8 protein-coding genes are annotated in these 17542 nt (G+C 72.9%); 5 read left to right on the top strand and 3 right to left on the bottom strand.

What is annotated here, in order from left to right:
- Positions 1-57: 57 nt before the first annotated feature.
- From L3i22_RS39055 to L3i22_RS39045, 3 genes are all read left to right on the top strand, one after another.
- Positions 58-1842 (top strand): polysaccharide biosynthesis protein, encoded by a 1785-nt coding sequence (locus L3i22_RS39055; RefSeq protein WP_221322489.1) that lies wholly within the window; start codon positions 58-60, stop codon positions 1840-1842.
- Positions 1843-2011: 169 nt separating this feature from the next.
- Positions 2012-6841, top strand: coding sequence for a DUF4011 domain-containing protein (locus L3i22_RS39050; RefSeq protein ID WP_221322488.1), 4830 nt, complete (start codon positions 2012-2014; stop codon positions 6839-6841).
- 147 nt (positions 6842-6988) lie between these two features.
- Positions 6989-9730, top strand: coding sequence for a transglycosylase domain-containing protein (locus tag L3i22_RS39045; protein ID WP_221322487.1), 2742 nt, complete (start codon positions 6989-6991; stop codon positions 9728-9730).
- Positions 9731-9788: 58 nt separating this feature from the next.
- On the opposite strand, the gene L3i22_RS39040 is transcribed toward L3i22_RS39045, so the two are convergent.
- Together L3i22_RS39040 and L3i22_RS39035 are read right to left on the bottom strand one after the other, a co-directional pair.
- Positions 9789-10394, bottom strand: a complete 606-nt coding sequence (locus tag L3i22_RS39040; RefSeq protein WP_255657506.1) for a TetR/AcrR family transcriptional regulator — start codon at positions 10392-10394, stop codon at positions 9789-9791.
- Positions 10395-10416: 22 nt separating this feature from the next.
- Entirely contained in the window at positions 10417-11997 is a 1581-nt protein-coding gene (locus L3i22_RS39035; protein WP_221322485.1) for an MFS transporter, read from the bottom strand.
- A gap of 157 nt (positions 11998-12154) precedes the next feature.
- Between L3i22_RS39035 and L3i22_RS39030 the strand changes: the two genes are divergently transcribed.
- Positions 12155-13162, top strand: a complete 1008-nt coding sequence (locus tag L3i22_RS39030) for an aldo/keto reductase (RefSeq protein WP_221322484.1) — start codon at positions 12155-12157, stop codon at positions 13160-13162.
- Here L3i22_RS39030 and L3i22_RS39025 read toward each other — a convergent pair.
- Positions 13085-15388, bottom strand: coding sequence for a bifunctional diguanylate cyclase/phosphodiesterase (locus tag L3i22_RS39025; protein ID WP_221322483.1), 2304 nt, complete (start codon positions 15386-15388; stop codon positions 13085-13087). The genes L3i22_RS39030 and L3i22_RS39025 overlap by 78 nt on opposite strands.
- 110 nt (positions 15389-15498) lie before the next feature.
- Between L3i22_RS39025 and L3i22_RS39020 the strand changes: the two genes are divergently transcribed.
- On the top strand, positions 15499-17472 hold the full coding sequence (locus tag L3i22_RS39020) for a beta-galactosidase (protein ID WP_221322482.1): 1974 nt from the start codon (positions 15499-15501) through the stop codon (positions 17470-17472).
- Positions 17473-17542: the final 70 nt, after the last annotated feature.

Raw genomic sequence — 17542 nt, 5'->3', positions numbered from 1 at the left:
TCTTCGGTATCGGAATAGTCCGTTTTAATCCGTATTTGTCCTGCTAGAGTGCCGGACATGAGGGCCGCTCGCCTGCTGCCGCTACTCGTGGACGGCGCCGCGTGGCTGGTCGGCCTCCTCGCGGCGGTCCTCGCCCGGTACGACTTCGCCCCGACCCGCCTGCACCTGGCCGGCGCCCTCGCCGCGATGCTGATGGCCGTCGCGCTGCAGGCCGGCGTCGGCCACACTCGAGGGTTGTACCGGGGCCGCTACCGCTTCGCCGGCTTCGACGACGTGCGCGCGGTCGCCGCCACCACGGTCGTCGTGACGCTCGCCCTGACCGCGGTCGACCTGCTGCTCTCCCGGCATCCGATCCCACCCGGCCTACCGGCCATCGGCGGCGCGGTCGCCCTGGTCCTGATGCTCGCCGGCCGCTACGTCCGGCGGGTGCAGCTGTCCCGGCGCCGGCGCCCGCAGAGCGCCGCCCCGGCGATCCTGTTCGGCGCCGGATCCGCGGCCGAGCTGCTGGTCGACTCGATGCTGCACGACCCGTCCGGCCGGTACGTCCCGATCGGGCTGATCGACGACGACCCGCGCAAACGCCGGCTGCGGATCCTCGGCGTGCCGGTCCTCGGCACCCGCGACGACCTGGCCGCGGTCCTCGCCCGGACCCGCGTCGAGCTGGTCGTCTTCGCGGTGGCCAACGCCGACGCGGCGCTCGTCCGGGACGTCCGGGACCGGGCCACCGCGGCCGGCGCGGCGTTCAAGGTGGTGCCGTCGGCCAGCGAGCTGATGGACCACGGCGTCCAGGTCGGCGACATCCGCGAGGTGCAGGTCACCGACCTGCTCGGCCGGCACCAGATCGACACCGACCTGACCGTGATCGGTGGCTACCTGACCGGGAAACGGGTCCTGGTCACCGGCGCCGGCGGCTCGATCGGCTCGGAGCTGTGCCGGCAGATCCACCACTTCCGGCCGGCCGAGCTGATGATGCTGGACCGGGACGAGACGTCGCTGCTCGCCGTGCAGCTCTCGATCGACCCGCAGGCCCGCCTCGACGACCCGTCGGTGATCCTGGCCGACCTGCGCGACGCCGGCCGGATCCGGGAGATCTTCCGGGCCCGCCGGCCGCAGGTGGTCTTCCACGCGGCCGCCCTCAAGCACCTCGCGCTGCTGCAGCGCTATCCGGCCGAGGCGGTCAAGACCAACGTGATCGGGACGCTGAACGTCCTGGAGGCGGCCGAGTCGGTGGAGCGGTTCGTGAACATCTCCACCGACAAGGCGGCCGCGCCGTCCAGCGTGCTCGGCTACTCGAAACGGATCACCGAGCGGCTGACCGCCTGGACCGCGCGGCGCCGCCCCGGCACGTTCCTGAGCGTCCGCTTCGGCAACGTGCTGGGCAGCCGGGGGTCGGTGTTCACCACGTTCAGCACGCAGATCGCCGAGGGCGGCCCGGTCACCGTCACGCACCCGGACGTGACCCGCTACTTCATGACCACGCAGGAGGCCGTCCACCTGGTGATCCAGGCCGCGGCGATCGGGCTGGACGGCGAGGCGCTGGTCCTGGAGATGGGCGCCCCGGTGCGGATCGCCGAGGTGGCGCGGCAGATGGTCGCGCTGTCCGGGAAGCAGATCGCGATCGAGTACACCGGACTGCGGCCGGGGGAGAAGCTCGCCGAGACGCTGTTCGCGCCGGGCGAGGTGGACCGGCGCCCGTTCCACCCGCTGATCTCCCAGGTCGAGGTGCCCCCGCTGGACCCGGCCCACCTGCGGCCGCTGCGCGCCGACGCGGACACCGGCCTGCTCACCGCCCGCCTCGCCGAAGCCAGCGACGGCCCGGCCCCCGCCGTCGTCCTGCACTGACCGGCCGGCGCTGCGGGGCGCGGGCCGTTTGCTCGGTTGCGGGCCGGCCGGCTTGGGCGCGGGCTGTTTGCTCGGGCGCGGGCCGGTCGCTCGGGTGTGGGGGAAAGCGACAAAGACGAAGAACGCGATTTTGCCTCGCGAAAGGCCTTTGTGCTGCTGCAATCGGGGCATGGCACCCCGGGACGACGACGAACAGCCCGAACCCAGGCCGGCGCGGGCCGGCGTGCATGCGGCGCTGCGGGCCTGGCGCGAGAGTCTGGTCGACCTCGGCGACAACAACCGGCTGATCAACTTCTCCGGCGGGAACGCCGACCTGCTGGAGATCACCTCGCCGGAGCCGGGCCCGATCGTGACCGCGCTGACCCGGGGCGGGCGGGCGACCCTGGCCGGCCCGGGCGGGAGCGCGCCGGACGGCGTGTTCCGGACCGAGGTCGCCGAGCGGTCGCTCGGGCCGCTGCTGCGCCGGATGCAGCGCCGCGCCCAGCAGGAGTACCTGGACCGGGGCGTGGCCGTGCTGCATCTCGCGCTGGGCCTGCTGCACTGGCGGCCGGCCGAGGACGACGAGAGCGCCGGCGGCGAGACCGGCGGCTACGCCAGCCCGCTGCTGCTGCTCCCGGCCGAGCTGGTCAGCAACGAGCTGGGCGAGCTGCCCGAGCTGCGGCTGCGCGACGAGGAGCCGGTGCTGAACCCGGCGCTCGCGCTGCGCCTGCGGCAGGCCGGGATCGCGCTGAAGGGGCTGGAGCCCGGCGCCGAGCTGGACGTCGACCGGTTCTGGGCGGACTTCACCGACACGGTCGCCCGGCGGCACGGCTGGCACATCGAGCGGACCGTCATCCTGACCTGCCTCACCTTCCACAAGGAGGCGATCTACCGGGACCTGCAGGAGAACGAGGAGCGGATCCTCGCGCACCCGGTGGTCCGGGCGCTGGCCACCACCGATCACCGGCGGCAGACCGAGCAGTTCCGGTTCACCCCGATCCGGCCGGAGGAGGTGGACCGGCTGGCCCCGCCCGAGGACGTGCCGCTGGTCCTGGACGCCGACTCCTCGCAGCGGGCCTGCGTGGCCGCCGCGCTGGCCGGGCAGAGCTTCGTGATGGACGGCCCGCCCGGGACCGGCAAGTCGCAGACCGTGGCGAACATGATCGGGGCGCTGCTGCACGCCGGCAAGCGGGTGCTGTTCGTCTCCGAGAAGGTGGCCGCGCTGGACGTGGTGCGCAACCGGCTCGCCGAGGCCGGGCTGGACCGCTACATCCTGGAGCTGCACGGGCAGCAGGCCGGCCGGCGCGAGGTGGCGACGCTGCTCGCGGCGGCGGTCGACGAGGCGCCGGAGACCCCGGGCGAGGGCCCGGCGGTCGACCGCGGCGCGCTTCGCGAGCGCCGGGAAAAACTGACTTCGTTCGCGTACGCGATGAACGAGACCCGCCAACCACTCAACGCGAGCCTCCACGAGATCATCGGCCGCTGCGCCGGGCTCGCCGAGGCCCCGGCCGCGCCGGTCCCGGCGATCGCCCCGAACGCGCTCACCCCGGACGTGCTGCGCCGGGTCCGGGAGGCCACCGACCAGCTGTCCCGGTCGTGGCGCGCGATGGTCGACGGCGACGGTCTGTCCTGGCGGGACGTGAGCACCCGGGAGCCGCTCGACCCGGCGCTGAGCCGGGCCGAGAAGGCGCTCGCCACGCTGGCCCGGTCGGCCCGGATCGCCGACGCCGCGGCCCGGGCGTTCGGCCTGCGCGAGCCGGCCGACGCGACCACGCTGGCGCGGCTCGCCGAGCACGCCGGCCGGCGGCCGGACCGGGTCGCCGACTCCTGGCTGACCGCGCCGGATCTGGACCCGGTCCGCAAGGCGGCCGATCGCCGGACCGACGAGCTGGCCGCCGCCGCGGGCGCGGCCGAGGCGGTCAAGCAGCGGGCCGGCGTCGCCTGGACCGCCCTGCCGTCCGCCGCCGACCTGCCGATCGTGCCCGAGCTGGACACCCTCGCCGCGCCGGTCCAGCTGGACACGCTCACCGCGGCCGACGCCGACGAGCTGGCCCGGACCTTCGCCAAGGCCGCCGAGCAGCTCGACAAGCACCGCCGCGCGGTCAACCGGGTCACCACCAAGCTGGGGCTGCCGCAGGCGACCACGATCCGGGACATCGCCCGGGTGGCGGCGGTCGCCGAGCTGGGCGCCCGGCCGCACAAGCCGGAGCGGTTCTGGTTCGGGCCGGGCGCGCTGGCCGGCGTGCAGACCGGGTCGAGCGCGCTGCGACGCGCCCTGGAGGTGCTGGTCGGGGCGGAGATCCAGGCCCGGCCGTACTTCGCCGAGGCGATCCTGGCGCAGCCGGTCGAGGAGCTGGCCGAGCGGTTCGTGACCGTGCACCGTGGATTCGGGAAGCTGCGGTCGGCGTACCGGCGGGACCGGCGGGCGCTGGCCGGGTTCGTGCTGCCGACCGCGCACCTCGGCGACGCCGTCGACCGGCTGAGCACGGCGGTGGCGTGGAAGCGGGCGCGGCAGGAGCTGGCGGTGGCCGAGCACGCGTACGCGACCGCGCTCGGCCGGTACTGGCAGGGCCGTGGCACCGACTTCGCGGCCCTCGACGAGGCGATCGCGGTGGCCACCGCGGCGCTCGCGTCGGCCCCGCAGAGCGGCGTCGAGTCGGTGCTCACCTACGTCTGCGCGCCGGGGCCCGACCCGGAGCCGATCCAGGTGGTCACCGAGGCCCGGGACGCGCTGCTGCGCTGGCAGGCGACGCTGCGGCCGGCGCCCTATCCGGCGGCCCGGCCGGAGCTGGTGTCCGGGCCGATCGAGGACGCGATCACCTGGCTGACCGGGCACGTCGACGCGCTGCACGCGACCGGGGACACGGTCCGGGCGTTCGACGCGGCGACCGGGCGGACGCTGGACTACGCGGAAGCGCTCCGGCTGGCCGAGCTGCGGGCGGCGGCGGCGAAGGCCGAGGCGGTGCTCGGTGGCCGTACCGTAGAAATTGATCTTGAAGTGGGGGGTGTGTCGGTCGACTGGGCCGCGCAGGCCCGCGAGTTCACCGGCGGGCCGCTCACCGAGGCGCAGGTTGCCGCGCTCAAGGACCTGCGGCCGATCACCGGGCTCGCCGAACGCGCCCAGGAGTGGGCCGAGGCGAGCCGGGCCGTGCTCGCCGGGTTCGGTCCCGCCCGGCAGGCCGACCTGCGCGAACGCTTCGCCGACTACCAGCGGGCGGCCGCCTTCCTGCGCGACATCCGGGACGACAGCAGCGGCCAGGAGGAGTGGTTCGCCTGCCTGGACGCCCGGGACGTGCTGACCTTCCACGGCCTGGACGCGGCCGTCGAGTTCTGCGCCGACCAGCAGGTGGACGGCGCCGACGTGCCGGACGTGCTGGAACGCGCGCTGCTGCACGGCTGGGTCGACGCGGTGGTCCGGGCCGACAACCGGCTGCGGCCCTGGCGCGCCGAGGACCGGGACCGGCTGGTCACCGAGTTCCGGCAGGCCGACGAGAAGCTGGCGGCGATCGCGGCGCGCGAGATCATCGCGTCGGTCGAGGCCCGCCGGCCGCCGGCCGACAGCACCGCCGCGGGCCTGCTGCGGCGGGAGGCGATGAAGGCCGACCGGCAACTGCCGGTCCGTGACCTGATCGCCCGCGCCCGCGACGTCGTGCTCGCCCTGCGCCCGTGTGTCCTGGCGTCCCCGCTGACCGTGAGCCAGTCGCTGCCCGCGGACATCGGCTTCGACGCGGTCATCTTCGACGAGGCGTCCCAGATCACCCCGGCCGACGCGATCAACTGCATCTACCGCGGCCAGTCCCTGATCACCGCGGGCGACGACCGGCAGCTGCCGCCGACGTCGTTCTTCGACCGCTCGTTCAGCAACGCCCAGGACACCGAGGTGCTCGACTACCAGTCGGTGCTGGAGCTGGCCAAGGCCTGCGGCGCGTTCCCCGGGATGGGTCTGACCTGGCACTACCGCAGCCGGCACCAGGCCCTGGTGGCGTTCGCGAACGACGCGTTCTACCAGGGACGGCTCAGCACGTTCCCGGCGCCGGGCTCCGGCGGGCCGGACACCGGGGTCGCGCTGTACCCGGTGTCCGGTGTGTACCGGCGGGCGACCAGCCGGGACAACCCGGTCGAGGCGGAGCGGGTCGCCGAGCGGATCGTGCACCACTTCACCACCCGGCCGGACCGCACGCTGGGCGTGGTGACGTTCTCGGTGGCGCAGGCCGAGGCGATCGAACGGGCACTGGCGAAGGTCGCGGCCGGGCATCCGGCGCTCGAGCGGGCGGTCGCCGACGACCGGTTGCACGGGTTCTTCATCAAGAGCCTGGAGTCGGTGCAGGGCGACGAGCGGGACGTGATGATCTTCTCGATCGGCTACGGCTACGACGAGTCCGGCAAGATCAGCGCGAACTTCGGCGCGCTGAACCGGCCCAACGGGTGGCGCCGGCTGAACGTGGCGATCACCCGCGCCCGGCACCGCGTGGAGCTGGTCACCTCGATCCTGTCCCGGGACGTCCCGGAGTCGGAGAACGAGGGGGTCCGGCAGCTCGCCGCGTACCTGGACTACGTCGAGCACGGCGCCGGCGACACCAGCCTGGACCTGGCCGACGGGGTGAGCGAGTTCGTCGACTCGGTGCTGGAGACGGTCCGCTCGTGGGGCTATCCGGCGCGGACCGGGCTGGGCACCTCCGGCGGGCGGGTCGACATCGCGATCCGGCACCCGGACGACCCGTCCGGGGACTATCTGCTCGGCGTGCGGTGCGACGGGCCCGGGTACCGGGATTGCCCGGCGGCGCGGGACCGGGACCGGCTCACCGATCAGGTGCTGATCGATCTCGGCTGGCGGCTGCACCGGGCGTGGGCGCTGGCCTGGTACCGCGACCGGGCGGGCGAGGAGGAGCGGCTGCGCGGGGCGCTGCAACGGGCGGCGGGGGCTCGGCCCGGGCGTACCGGAGCGGTCGAGGGGCCCGCCGCGGAGCGCGCGCCGGGCGCCCGGCACCGCGTTCTGCCCGCCGCGCCGGCCCGGAAGTGAGCGCGGTACGGATTCGCGGCCGGATCGGTTGCCTCCGAACGTAAAAAGTGAGCTTCTCCACCTTCATCACCCAAAACGAACTCTGGCTCGCGTCTTGGACTCAGACGCGGGGCATCGGGGCCACCGCATGGCGAGGGGAAGAATCGCATGCGGTGGAGTCCGGATCGTCTGCGGGAGCTGGCGTGGCGCCGTCCGGTCGGCTGGGTCCGGCGGTGGCCGCGATGGCTGCGCCGGGTGACCGCCACCCTGGTCGTGCTGCAGGTGGTCCTGGTGCTGGCCGCCGCCGGCTACGTGTGGAGCGTCGACCTGCCGTCCGACCCGGCGCCCCCGCAGGCGTCGGTGCTCTACTACCGCGACGGCAAGACCGTGCTGGCGCGGATCGGGACGAGCGACCGCACCGACGTCCCGCTCAGCCGGGTCCCGCTCGGCGTCCGGCAGGCGTTCCTGGCCGCGGAGGACCGCGGCTTCTACGACCACTACGGCGTCTCGGTGCGCGGCCTGCTGCGCGCGGCCTGGTCGAACATCGTCAAGGACACCGGCCAGGGCGCCTCCACGATCACCCAGCAGTACGTGCGCAACGCCTACCTGACCCAGGAGCGCACGGTCGGCCGCAAGGCCAAGGAGGCCGCGCTCGCGCTCAAGGTGGAGCACCGGTTCACCAAGGACGAGATCCTCGAGCGGTACCTCAACACCATCTACTTCGGCCGCGGCGCGTCCGGCATCGAGGCCGCTTCACAAGCCTTCTTCGGTACGTCGGTGGACCGGCTCACCGCGTACCAGGGCGCCGTGCTCGCCGCGATGGTCAAGGACCCGACGCGCGGCGACCCGGCGGTCGACCCGCGCTGGACGCTGAACCGGTGGAAGTGGATCCTCCGCGCGATGAGCGAGGCCGGCTGGCTGCCGGCCGGCGCGGCGGACACGACGGCGTACCCGGCGGTCGCCAAGGAGTCGGTCACCGCGAGCACGATCGGCGGCCCGATCGGCCTGATCACCGACCGGGTGGAGGACGAACTGGTCACCGCGGGCATCAGCCGGCAGCAGATCCGCACCGGCGGCCTGCACATCACCACCACGCTCGACCCGGCCGCGCAGGCCGCCGCGACCGGCGCCATCGGCCGGGCGCTGAAGGGCCAGCCGGACGATCTGCGGTCCGCGCTGGTGGCGATCGACCCGCACGACGGCGGGGTGCGGGCCTATTACGGCGGTGACCGCGGCCGTGGCTTCTACGACGACGCGCTGGCCGCACGGCCGCCGGCCTCGACGTTCAAGCCGCTGGTGCTGGCCGCCGCCGAGGAGCACGACATCAACTACCGGTCGTACTACAACGGCACCTCGCCGCGGGTCTTCGCCGGCCGGGGCGGCGCCCCGCTCTACAACCTGGACAATCTGCAGTGCCCGATCTGCCCGCTGGACACCGCGATGGTCTACTCGCTGAACACGCCGTTCTACGCGCTGGCCGAGCAGATCGGCCCGCAGAGCATCCGGGACGTCGCGGTCCGGCTCGGCATCCCGGAGAAGTACGACGAGCAGACCACCATGGTCGACCTCAAGGGCGAGCTGGCGCCGGGCAGGACCCGGTCGGACATCGCGATCGGGCGCTACCCGGTCACCCCGGCCGACCTGGCCGGCGTCTACGCGACCCTGGCCAACGGTGGCGGCCGGGTGGACCGGCACTTCGTCCAGTCGGTGACCGGGCTCTACAAGGCCGCGCCGCGGACCACCCGGGCGCTGGACAGCGGCGTCGCCGCCGACGTGGGCGCGGTGCTGGCCCAGGTGGTCGAGCACGACGGCGCGATCCCCGGGCTGCAGGCCGCCGCGAAGACCGGCTCCCAGCAGTTCGGGAACAGCTCCGACTCGTCCGACGCGTGGACCGCCGGCTGGGCGCCCGGCCTGGCCGCGGTGACCTGGGTCGGCCGGGAGAAGCCCGGCCCGATCCGGACGAAGAACGGCAAGGCGATCAACGGCGACGGGATGCCGTACCAGATCTTCCGCGGCTTCCTGGCCGGCGCGCTCAGCGGGCAGCCGGCGCGGTCCCTCCCACCGGCGTCGAACGTGGGTTCCCCGCGGAAGGGCGACCTGGAGACGCTCGGCACCGAGATCAAGATCGCCGAGCCCGGGAAGGTGTTCCCCGGGCCGCAGAAGGGCGACCAGGTCAACCGCAAGCTGGCCAAGGGCACCTGGGCCGAGCGGTCCGCGCGCCTGACCGGGGTCCTGGCCAAGCGCCAGGGCGATTTCGCGGTCTCCTTCGTCGACCGCAAGACCGGGCATCGGTACGACTTCCAGGGCGACCGTCCGTTCGAGACGGCCAGCGTGGTGAAGGTCGAACTGCTCGCCGCGCTGCTCCTCCAGGCGCAGGACGACGGCCGGGCGCTGACCTCGGCGGAGCGCAAGCGCGCCCGCAAGATGATCGTGGCCAGCGACAACGACGCGGCGAGCGCGGTCTACGACGCCGTCGGCGGGGTGCCGGGGCTGCGGACGGCGCTGCACCGGCTCGGCCTGAACGACACCGACCCGGAGCCGAACTTCGGCCTGACCCACACCACCGCCAAGGACCAGACCCGGATGGTGTCCGCGCTGACCGCGTCCGGCGGCCCGCTGACCACCGCCTCGAAGCAGCTGATCCTGAACCTGATGGCCGGGGTCAACGCCGACCAGACCTGGGGCATCAGCGCGGCGAGCTTCAGCGGCGAGCAGACCGCGCAGAAGAACGGCTGGCTGGCCCGCTCGTCCGAGGACAACCGCTGGATCATCAACAGCACCGGCCGGATCAGCGGCGAGAAGACCGACGTCGCTCTCTCGGTCCTCTCCCACGGTCACCCCGACCAGCAGACCGGCATCGCCTCGGTCGAGGAGATCGCCGCCCTCACCCGCAGCTATCTGGGCTGGTGACGGCGATGTCGCGGAGATCGCCGCCCTGACCCGCAGCTGTCTGGGCCGGTGACGGCGGTCAGGCGCCGGCGCCGCGCAGCAGGGCGTCGACCAGCCGGGTCGGGAAGTCCTCCTCGGAGACGCCGGTGGCGTCGCCGAACATGCCCAGCATCATCGACGGGCCGGAGGTCATCAGCACGGTCAGGTTGATGTCCAGGTCGGGGCGGAACTCGCCGGTGGCGATGCCGTGCCGCAGGATTTCGCGCATCCGCTCGCGGCGGGGCTCCATCACCGCGTGGTGCATCCGGTTGAGCTCGGGGTCGCGCTGCAGCTCCGGCAGGATGCAGGCGGTGACGATGCCGAACTCCCGGGCCCGGGACGACCGGTTCGCGGTGACCAGGGCGATCAGATCCGCCCGGGCGGAGGCGCCGGTGAGCTCGGGCAGCGGGCCCTTCATGCTCCGGACCGCGTCGATGAGCAGGGCCTCTTTGTTCGGCCACCGGCGGTAGAGGGTGGCCTTGCCGACGCCCGCCTTCGCGGCGACCGACTCGATCGAGACGGCCGCCGCGCTGGTGCCCTCGGCGAGGAGCGTCAGCACCGCGTCGAGGATGGCCTGGTCGGCCTGGGCGTTGCGGGGCCGGCCAGGAGCCTTGCGCTCCTGGCCGGCCGACGTGGTGCTGGTCATGGGGTTCATTGTTACTGCTGAGTTACGCCTCGACCAGGGCCACGCCCTGCTCTTCGGCGAGCACCGGGCTGTGCGGGCCTTCGGTCCGCTTGCCCGGCAGGAAGAGCGCCGCGACCAGAGCGCCGAGCAGCGCGAAGATCAGGGAGCCACCGGCCGCCCAGTGCATCGCGGTGACGTACGACTCGTTCGCGGTGTGGATCAGGTTCGCCCCGGCCGGACCGGCCTGGGCGGCCACCGCGTAGGCGCCGGAGATGGACTCGCGGGCCGCGTCGGCCGCCGCACCGGGCAGGCCGTCGGTGGCCGAGCCCAGGTTGTCGCGGTAGACCGAGGAGAGGACCGCGCCCAGCACCGCGACGCCCAGGGCGCCGCCGAGCTGCCGGATGGTGTTGCTGACCGCGGAGCCGACGCCGGCCTTCTCCCGGGGGAGCGCCGCCATGATCGACTCGGTGGCCGGCGGCATCACGTTCGCCATGCCGACGCCCATCAGGAAGAACGCGACCGCGACCACGACGATCGGGGTCGTCGCGCCGATCAGCAGCCAGGTGCTCAGGCCGAGCGCGACCAGCAGCAGGCCGACCGTGCTGACCACCTTCGGACCGAACTTCTTCACCATGTTCGAGCTGATCGGGGCGAAGACCATCTGGCCGACCGCGAACGGGACGAACAGCGCGCCGGAGGCGAGCGGACCGTAGCCACGGACCAGCTGGAGGTAGAACGCGCCGAAGAACATCGAGCCCATGGCCGCGAAGAAGACCAGGCCGATCATGCCGGTCGAGGCGGAGAACTGGCGGTTGTTGAAGAGCTTCACGTCCAGCGAGGGGAACTCGATGGACCGCTCGTAGAGGACGAAGCCGACCAGGACCAGGACGCCGCCGGCGAGCGGGCCCCAGGCCAGGACGTCACCGAAGCCGTCCTCACCGCCCTTGATCACGCCGTAGGTCAGCAGGGTCAGGCCGACGATGGAGAGCAGCACGCCGGGCACGTCGATCCGGTTCGGCTTCGGGTCACGTGACTCCGGCACCAGCAGGAAGACCAGCGAGACGCCGACGATCACGATCGGGACGTTGATCAGGAAGACCGAGCCCCACCAGAAGTGCTCGAGCAGGAAGCCGCCCAGGATCGGACCGAGGGCGACGGCCAGGCCGACCGCGCCGGCCCAGACGCCGATGGCGCGACCGCGCTCCTTCGGCTCGAAGACGTTGGCGATGATCGACAGGGTGGCCGGCATGACCGCCGCGGCCCCCAGGCCCATCAGCGCGCGGGCCGCGATCAGCTGGTCGGGACTGTTCGCGTACGCCGAGACCAGCGACGCGATGCCGAACAGCGACAGGCCGACGACCAGCGTGATCCGGCGGCCGAGCCGGTCGGCCAGGATGCCGGCGGTGAAGAGCAGGCCGGCGAAGACCAGGGTGTACGAATTGATGGCCCACTCGAGCTCACTCTGAGTGGCGCCGAGCCCGTGCTGCGGGTCTGCGATGATGCGCAGCGCCACGTTCAGCACGGTGTTGTCGAGAACCACCACGAGCAGGCTGATGACCAGCACGCCGAGGATGGCCCAGCGTCGGGGATGCCCGGTCTGGGATGGTGCTTGGGTGTCGTTCATCCGGCGTTCTCCCCGGGTTTTGAAACGGAACTGTCTCGTATCTCAATATCGGACAGTAGTCCCCGGGGTTAGGAAACGGAACGCTCTCGTATCGAAAGTGTGTTCCATCACTCGGACGGTTGACCTGGAGCGCGCTCCAGCCCCTAGCGTCGATGGCATGGAAATGATCGAACTGGGCCGGACCGGCACACAGGTCAGCGCGCTCGCCCTCGGCACCATGCAGATGGGCGGCGCCACGAGCGAGCCCGACGCGATCCGCATCCTGGACCGCTTCCGCGGCGCCGGCGGCACGTTCCTGGACACCGCCGACTGCTACGAGTGGTGGGCGCACCCGGGCAGCCGCGGCGGCGAGAGCGAGCAGTTGCTGGGCCGCTACCTGCGCGGACGCCGGGACCAGGTCTTCCTCGCGACGAAGGGGACCGCCCTGCCGGCGTACTCGGACGAGCTCTGGACCGCCGACGGCGGCGCGAACTGGGAGCTGGCCCGGCGCACCTTCGCCGGGGCCGGGGCGGACACCGTGCGGCACGCGCTGGACGCCAGCCTCAAGCGGCTCGGCACCGACCACGTCGACCTCTACTACGTGCACGTCGACGACCTGGACACGCCGCTGGAGGAGACGCTGGCGGCGCTCGACGGGCTGGTCAAGGCCGGCAAGACGCGCTACCTGGGCTGGTCCAACGTGCGGACCTGGCGGCTGGAGGCGATCCGGCAGCTGTGCGACAGGTACGGCTGGGCCGCCCCGGTCGCGGTCCAGCAGCAGCACTCCTACCTGCGGGCCAAGGCCGGCAACACGTCCGCGTCGATCGTCGGGGTGGAGCAGCTGGACTATCTGGCCGGGCATCGGGACCTGCAGCTGGTCGCGTACTCGCCGATCCTCAAGGGCGTCTACGACAACCCGGCGGCCGAGCGGACCGGGCTCTGGGCGCTGGACAACTACACCGGGCCGGACGCGGACGCGCGAATCGCCGTACTCAAGGAAATCGCTCTGGAAGTTGGTTCTACGCCGAATCGCACGGTGCTGGCCTGGCTGCGGTACCAGACCGCGCCGTCGGTGCTCCCGCTGATCGGGCCGAAGACCCCGGCGCAGCTAGACGACCTGCTCCCGGCCCTCGACGTCAAGCTCGACGCCGGCCAGCTCGCCCGGCTCGACGCGGCCGGTGCCTAGCTCCACCGACTCGCGCGGCTCGACCTCGGCCAGCTCCAGGATGCCGTCCGCGCTGACCGGGTGGGAGAGCAGGTAACCCTGGGCGTACTCGCAGCCCAGGCGCGCGAGGACCTGCAGGTCGGCGGCGTTGTCGACGCCCTCGGCGACGGTCACCATGCCGAGGGCGTGGGCCATCTTCACCATCGCGTCGGCCAGCGAGGTACGGGCCTGGTCCCGGTGGATGCCGGCGACGAAGGCCCGGTCGATCTTGACGATGTCCCAGCCGTGGTCGGCCACCCGGGCCATCGACGAGTACCCGGTGCCGAAGTCGTCGACGGCGATCTTCACCCCGGCCCGGCGCAGCGGCCCGAGCGCGCCCTCGACGGTCTCCGGCTCGGCCATGCCGGTCTCGGTCAGTTCCAGGGTGAGCATGTCCGGCGGGGTGCCGGCCCGCTCCAGCGCGCTCAGCACCAGCCGGGCGGTGGACCCGTCGAGCTGGCGCGGCGACAGGTTCACCGCGACCGGGATCCACCGGCCGGTCCGGTCGAACCAGCCGCGCTGCTCGGTCAGGGACTGTTCCAGCACCACCACGAACACCTGCGCGATCGTGCCGGCGGCCTCGGCGATCGGCACGAAGACGACCGGCGGCAGCACCCCGTCGGCCGGGTGTTCCCAGCGGACCAGGGCCTCGACCGAGCTCAGCCGGCCGTCGTCGACCCGGAACACCGGCTGGTAGACGCAGAACAGCTCGCCCGGGTGGGTCAGCGCGCGGCGCAGGTCGGCGTCCAGCCGCAGCCGCTGCGCCGCCTCCGCCCGGATCTCCGCGTCGAAGCGCACCATCCGGCCCCGGCCGGCCGCCTTGGCCTGGTACATCGCCGTGTCCGCGTCCTGGACCAGGGCGTCCGGGTCGGCCTCGGGATCGCCGGTGGTGCGCAGCCCGACCGACAGCGACGCGAAGAACTCGGTGCCGTCGGAGAGCCGCATCGGCTGGCCGAGCTCGTCGGCGACCCGGCCGGCGATCTCGGTGGCCTGCTCCTCGGTGGTGTCCGGCATCAGGATGACGAACTCGTCGCCGCCCAGCCGGCACACCACGTCGGAGTCCCGGACCGCGGTCCGCAACCGGTCGCTGATCTCCATCAGCAGCTGGTCGCCGGCGTCGTGGCCGAGACTGTCGTTGACGTCCTTGAAGTGGTCCAGGTCGCAGAAGAGCAGCCCGACCCGGGCGTCCGGGCCGGGCGGCATCGAGCTCAGCGCCAGCGCCAGCCGGTCCATCAGCAGGCTGCGGTTGACCAGCCCGGTCAGCGGGTCGTGCCCGGCCCGCCAGGACAGCTCGTGGATCGGCCCGGCCAGCCGCACCGCGACCAGCGCCATCGACAGCGCCGAGCCGAGCACCAGCGGGGTGTCCGAGAACTCCGGCTCCCAGAACAGGTGCAGGCAGGGCAGCAGCAGGGCGGCGCCGAACAGGATCAGGGCCCGGGTCAGCGTCAGCGCGTTGACCACCGAGCGGCGGGGCGTGGTGGTGACCATCGACGGGTGCAGGGCGGCCGTGCCGAGCAGGATCGGCATCGCCATCCAGCCCAGATCGATCAAACCCCCTTCGCTGTACGTCCCGGTCAGGCCCTGATGGGTGTAGAGCGCGTCGGAGACGAACCAGGCCACCAGCCCGGAGAGCAGCCAGCGCACGCCCGGGGCGCGCAACTCCACGCCGAGCGCCAGGGCGAGCGCGCAGTAGACCACGATCAGCGTGTTGACCGGCGCGGACATCGCGAAGAACCGGGCCGCCGGGCTGCCCCCGACGGTCACCGTCGGCTGCACCACCAGGATCCAGGCGAGGCTGGCCAGCGGGGAGAGGATCACCGCGGCGTCGACGAAGGCGGTCCGGCCGGCGCGGGAGGCGAGCATGGCCGTGCCGGCGGCGATGGTCAGATGGCCGAACAGGTACAGCACGTCGGCGGCGGACGGGAACGCCGGATCGCTGCCGCCCGCGGTGTGCGCCGCGAAGATCACGTCGCCGATCGCCGAGAACGCCAGGCCGAGCCCGATCACCAGCCAGCCGCCCCGGCGCTGCGGCAGGTGCCCGCGCATGCCGATCCAGGTGGCGATCGGCGCGGTGCTGTTCACCACCACGTAGATCCACCGGGTCTCGGCGCTGAACGGCACGGTGACGTAGACGACCGCCAGCGCGGACGTCACTACCAGGTAGATCCACCACAGGTGGCGGATTCCACCGGTGGAACGACCGATCATGCGCCGTCACCGGTTTCGGGTCCGCTGCTCTGCACGCCGCTACTATCGGCCGGGTCACGGCCGCCCGGAGAACTCCTGGTAGGGACGTGCTCGCCGTAGGGTGATCTCTCGTGGGTATCGCGGAGAATCGGCGCTGGCTTCGCCGCGCCGGCGAGGCAAGGCTGGAATACGGCGCCGATTACAACCCCGAGCAGTGGCCACGCGAGGTCTGGCCCGACGACGTACGGGCGATGCGCGCGGCCGGCGTCACGATCGTCTCGGTCGGCATTTTCTCCTGGGCCCGCCTGCAGCCCGGCCCGGAGCAGTGGGACTTCGCCTGGCTGGACGAGGTGCTGGACCTGCTGCACGGCGGTGGCATCCTGGCCGACCTGGCCACCGCGACCGCCTCGCCGCCGCCGTGGCTGACCACCGCGTACCCGGAGATCCTGCTGGTCGATCAGCACGGCAACACGGTCTGGCCGGGCGGCCGCCAGTACTGGCGACCCACCTCGCCGGTCTTCCGCGAGCACGCCCTGCGCCTGGTCCGGGAGCTGGCCACCCGCTACGCCGGGCACCCGGCGCTGGCCGCCTGGCACGTCGGCAACGAGTTCGGCGCGCACAACTGCCACGACTACTCCGAGGACGCGGCGACCACCTTCCGGCACTGGCTGCGGCACCGGTACGGCACGCTGACCGTGCTCAACCGGGCCTGGGGCACCGACTTCTGGTCGCAGCGCTACACCGACTGGGGGCAGATCATCCCGCCCCGGCAGGCCGCCGCCCAGATCAACCCGGCCTGCCTGCTCGACTTCCAGCGGTTCTCCGACTACGCGCTGCGCGAGCACTACCGGGCCGAGCGGGCGGTGCTGCGCAAGCTCACCCCGGCCATCCCGGTGACCACGAACTTCATGGTCATGCCCGGGGTGAAGCGGATGGACTACGCGGCCTGGGCCGGCGAGGTCGACTTCGTCGCCAACGACCACTACGTGACGCCCGGCCCGCAGGCCCGCGACGAGCTCTCCTTCTCCGCGAACCTGACCGGCAACCTGGCCGGCGGACAGCCCTGGTTCCTGATGGAGCACAGCACCAGCGCGGTCAACTGGCAGCCGGTCAACCTCGCCAAACAGCCCGGTGAGCTGGCCCGGGACTCGCTGACCCACGTCGCCCACGGCGCCGACGCGGTCTGCTTCTTCCAGTGGCGGCAGTCGCGGGCCGGAGCGGAGAAGTACCACTCAGCGATGCTGCCCCACGCGGGCGAGCAGAGTGCGGTCTTTCGCGCAGTGACCGACCTCGGCAAGCGGCTCGCCGCGCTGCACGAGGTCGCCGGGACCGCCCGGGTGCCCGCCGACGTGGCGATCCTCTTCGACTGGGAGTCGTGGTGGGTGGCCGAGCAGGACTCGCACCCGACCGACCGGCTGCGCTACCACCAGGAGGCGCTCGACTGGTACTCGGCGCTGCTCGACCTGGGCGTCCGCGCCGACGTGGTCCCGGTCGGGTCGAACTGGGAGCGGCACCGGCTGGTGATCGCGCCGATCCTGCACGTCGTCCCGGACTACCTGGCCGACCGGCTGGCCGCGTTCGTGGACGCCGGCGGGCACCTGGTGACCACCTACTTCTCCGGGATCGTGGACCAGAACGACCACGTCTGGCTGGGCGGATACCCCGGCGCGCTGCGGGAGCTGCTCGGCATCCGGATCGAGGAGTTCGGGCCGCTGCCGGACGGGGTGAGCGTGGCGCTGGACGACGACACGACCGGCACCCTGTGGACCGACCACGTCGAGGTCACCGACCCGGCGACCGAGATCCTCGCCGGCTATCGGACCGGCGACCAGGCCGGGCGGGCGGCGATCACCCGCCGGGCGGTGGGCTCCGGGTCCGCGGCGTACGTCTCCACCCGCCTCGCCCCGGCCGGACTCGCCACGCTGCTCCCGCGCCTGCTGGAGCCGGCCGGGGTGGCCAGCGAGCTGCCCCCGGAGCTGCGCGGGCGGGTCGAGTTGGCGGTCCGGGACGGGCACCGTTTCCTGATCAACCGCACCGGCGAGCCGGTCGACCTGGGCGTCGACGGCCTGCTCCCGGCGAACGGGGTGGCGGTCATCCCGCGCTGACCGCACCGGCCGGAACCCGGCGGCAGTCGCTCCCCGGCGACTGGCGCCGGGTTTTTCGTCTTTTCTGCCG

This window comes from Actinoplanes sp. L3-i22 (assembly GCF_019704555.1).
Lineage (GTDB): Bacteria > Actinomycetota > Actinomycetes > Mycobacteriales > Micromonosporaceae > Actinoplanes.
Note: the sequence above shows the minus strand (reverse complement) of the source record. Positions and strands in the feature narration are given on the sequence as shown.